Annotated in this window: 4 protein-coding genes; 3 read left to right on the forward strand and 1 reads right to left on the reverse strand. The window is 72.7% G+C overall.

All coding sequences use genetic code 11. From position 1 onward, the window contains the following. The 3 genes from ON36_RS00420 to ON36_RS00430 all read left to right on the forward strand — a co-directional run. Nucleotides 1-874 (forward strand): hypothetical protein (locus tag ON36_RS00420; protein ID WP_043646292.1); only part of this gene is annotated, 874 nt, incomplete at its 5' end. A 58-nt stretch (nucleotides 875-932) separates the two neighbouring features. Next, a complete protein-coding gene (locus ON36_RS00425) occupies nucleotides 933-1,982 on the forward strand; it encodes a Gfo/Idh/MocA family protein (protein WP_043646295.1) in 1,050 nt (349 codons plus the stop codon). Then, entirely contained in the window at nucleotides 1,979-2,719 is a 741-nt protein-coding gene (locus ON36_RS00430) for an HAD family hydrolase (RefSeq protein WP_052313500.1), read from the forward strand. Before ON36_RS00425 ends, ON36_RS00430 begins: the two co-directional genes overlap by 4 nt. Here ON36_RS00430 and ON36_RS00435 read toward each other — a convergent pair. After that, the coding region (locus tag ON36_RS00435) for a Rieske (2Fe-2S) protein (protein WP_043646298.1) at nucleotides 2,692-3,592 on the reverse strand (901 nt) is incomplete at its 5' end. The two genes, ON36_RS00430 and ON36_RS00435, sit on opposite strands and share 28 nt — an antisense overlap.

Here is a 3,592-nt window from a genome sequence, read left to right on the forward strand (position 1 = left end):
GGCGCTGGTCGCCGTCGTCGCGGGTGCCGGCTTCCTGCTGACCCGCGCTGACCCGGCGCAGGCGCCGGTCACGGCCCTCACCCTGGATCAGCTGCGCCGGATCGATGCCTGCCCGTGGCTGAAGTCCGCCCTGGACGAGGTCCCCTTCGACGCCGCGATCGCCACCCCGGGCGGCTGGACCCTGACGCCGTCCGCGAGCTGGGGTTGCCGGGCCGCGTCCAACAAGAACTTCGTCGAGCTCGGCATCGGCGACTTCCTCACGTTCGCCACCGAGCGGACCCGGCTCATGGGATCGGTCCCCGTGCATCTGGGCTGGCGCAAGGACTGCGAGCGGTCGATCCTGTCGGCCGAGCCACGCAGCCGGGCGGGCATCGTGCTGTCCTTCGAGCCGGTGAAGGACCTGACCTGCGACCACGCCGACGCCATCGCCGCCGTGCTCGCCGGCACCCTGGGCAGCGCGCCCCGGGCGGACGTGCCGGCGAACGCGCTGCGCCTCGTCGACGCGTGCGACCTCGTCGACCGCGCGAAGCTCGTCGCCGCGATCGGCCCGGTCGCCGACGATCCCGCCGAGGTGGGCGCGCACTCCTGCACGTTCGAGGGCCGGGTGACGGCCCAGGTCACCCTCGGCAGCTTCGATCCCTTCGGCGCCAAGGGCGAGCGCAAGCAGGTCGACGGCCTCGACATCCTCGCGGTGTCGGGCGGGTCGAAGGCCATCTGCACGCGCCTCTACGCGGGGACGGAACGCGACGGGAAGCCGGCCGACGTGGTGACGGTGCGGATCCAGGGCGGCGACCAGTCGCCCCGCGCCGCGACCTATTGCGACACCGCCGAACGCCTGCTCGTCGACGCGGTACGGCACCTGCCGAAACGCTGATCGGTCACTTGTCCGGCCGGGCGCGTTATCGTGGTCGCGAGGCGACGGGAGGCGGCGGATGAGTGAACTGGGTGTGGCGATCGTCGGATACGGCCTGGCCGGATCGGTCTTTCACGCACCACTGATCGCGGCCGAACCGCGCATGCGGGTCGCCTCGGTCGTCACCTCCTCGCCCGAACGCGCGGCGCGGGCCGCCGCCGAGCATCCCGGCGCACGGGTCGTCCCCACGCCCGACGACCTGTTCGCCGACGCGGCCGACATCGACCTGGTCGTCGTCGCCACACCGAACCGCACCCACGCCCCGCTGGCCTGCCGGGCGCTGTCGGTGGGGCTGCCGGTGGTCGTCGACAAGCCGTTCGCGGTCACCGCGGCCGACGCCGCGAACGTGGTCGCCGCGGCGGAGGCGGCGGGCCTGCCGCTCAGCGTCTTCCAGAACCGGCGCTGGGACAGCGATTTCCTCACCCTGCGCGCGCTGATCGCCGAGGGCGCCCTCGGCACCGTGCGCCGCTTCGAATCCCGGTTCGAGCGCTGGCGTCCGGCCACCAAGGGCACCTGGCGGGAGGCGGGCACCGTGGCCGAGGGCGCGGGCATCCTCTTCGACCTGGGCAGCCACCTGGTCGACCAGGCCCTCGTGCTGTTCGGTCCGGTCGTCGACGTGCACGCCGAGATCGACGCCCGCAGGCCCGGTATCGCGGCGGACGACGACGCCTACCTGGCCCTCACCCATGCCGACGGCACCTACTCGCACCTGTGGATGAGCGCGGTCGCGCCGCAGCTCGGCCCCCGCCTGCACGTGCAGGGCTCCCTGGCCGGCTACACGGTGTCCGGCCTCGACCCGCAGGAGGACGCCCTGCGCGCCGGACGCCGCCCCGGCGACGGAACACCGTGGGGCACGGTCGCGCCCGAGCACTGGGGCCTCGTCGGCGAGGGCGCCGACCAGCGCCCGCGCGAACCCGTCCCCGGCGACTATCCCGCCTTCTACGCGGGCATGGCCGCCGCACTCCTCGACGGCGCCCCGGTCCCGGTCGATCCCCGCGACGCCGTCACCACCCTGGAGATCCTCGAACGCGCCCGCGCCGTCGCCTCGGGACGGCACGCGGCCCGATGACCATCCGCGGCATCCTGTTCGACGTCGACGACACGTTGTTCGACTACACCGCCTCCGAGGCGGCGGGCCTGCTCGCGCTGCTGCGCGAGGACCAGGTGCTCGACCGGTTCCCCGAACCCGCCGCCGCGGTGGCACTCTGGCGATCGATCATGGAGGAGGAGTACGCCCGGTTCACCAGCGGCGAGCTCACCCTCGCCGCCCAGCAGCGCAACCGCGCCCACCGATTCCTGGCCCACCTCGGCCGCACCGGCCTGCCCGACGCCGACGCCGTGGCCTGGTTCGCCCGCTACGACACCCACCGGCGCGCCGCGTGGTCGGCCTTCCCGGACGCCGAACCGGCCCTGCGCGCGCTGGCTCCCGGCTATCGTCTCGGCGTCGTCTCCAACGCCGCCGCCCACGTCCAGCGGCGCAAGCTCGGCGCCCTCGGGCTGCTGCCCTACGTGGCCGAGGTGTTCGTGTGCAGCCAGGAGCACGGCGCGGCCAAACCGGCCGCGAGCATCTTCCACGCCGCCTGCGACGGTCTCGGCCTGCCGCCGCACGAGGTCGCCTACGTGGGCGACAACTACGCCATGGACGCGCTGGGCGCCCACGGCGCCGGGCTGAGAGCCTTCTGGCTCAACCGGTCCGGCGCGCCGATCCCGCCGGAGCCGGTCGTCGAGACGCTGGCCACCCTCGCGGCGCTGCCCGCCGCGCTGGCGGCGCGACCGGATCAGAGCTTGCGCGAACGCAGTTCGTGACCCTTCGAGGTCTTGCAGCGGCCCGATTCCAGATCCCACTGCCAGCCGTGCAGGTTGCAGGTCAGCGTGTTGCCCTCCACGACACCGAACTTCGACAGGTCGGCCTTGAGGTGCGGACAGCGGCGCTGGACCTCCCACCCGTCGAGTTCGGTGGAGGCCGAGTCGTCGTGCGCCTCGGAGAACCAGCCGTCGGCGTAGGCGATGCGCTCGTCGGTGAGGCACTTGAAGAAGGTGTAGAGGAACTCGTTGTAGCCGCCGATGCGCCAGGCCTGGAAGCGGGTGGACAGGAAGATCGTGTTCACCCAGTCCGGCTCGTTGTCGCGCAGCACGGTGCGCACGAGCTCGGGGGCGATGCGGAAGCCGTAGCGGTAGCGGCCCTCGCCCTCGATCGGGAGCCGGACCTCGCGGCGAGGGAAGTCGAGCACGACGGTCTCGTCCCCGATGACCAGGCCGACGGGGTAGCCGATGCCGTCGCAGATCAGGTCGCTCTGGGCCATGATCGGCTCGAAGAGCTCCTTCAGCGGCGCCAGCAGCGAACCGGTGTCGGTCGCCCAGGATGCCTTCTCCGCCTCGAGCACCGGCGCGAACCGGCGGGCCATGTCCTCGATGTAGGCGGCCTTGTCGCCGTAGATGGTGTCGGGGTCGACCGGGTGGGTGAGGTCGAGGTCCTTGCCGCGCACGTCGGCCACCGAGCCGGGGATCATGAGGATCCCGCCCTCGTTGCCGTGGATGCGCATCTGCTCGAGGAAGACCATCTGGTCCGGGAAGATGTTGCCCTCGTCGCCGCGGTCGTCGTTGAGGAAGCGCAGCTCGTCGTCGAGGAACACCGGCGGGCCCGCCGAGGGCACGACCCAGGTGGCGCCGACCTGCTCG

The sequence above is a fragment of the Nocardia thailandica NBRC 100428 genome (assembly GCF_000308795.1).
Classification (GTDB): domain Bacteria; phylum Actinomycetota; class Actinomycetes; order Mycobacteriales; family Mycobacteriaceae; genus Nocardia; species Nocardia thailandica.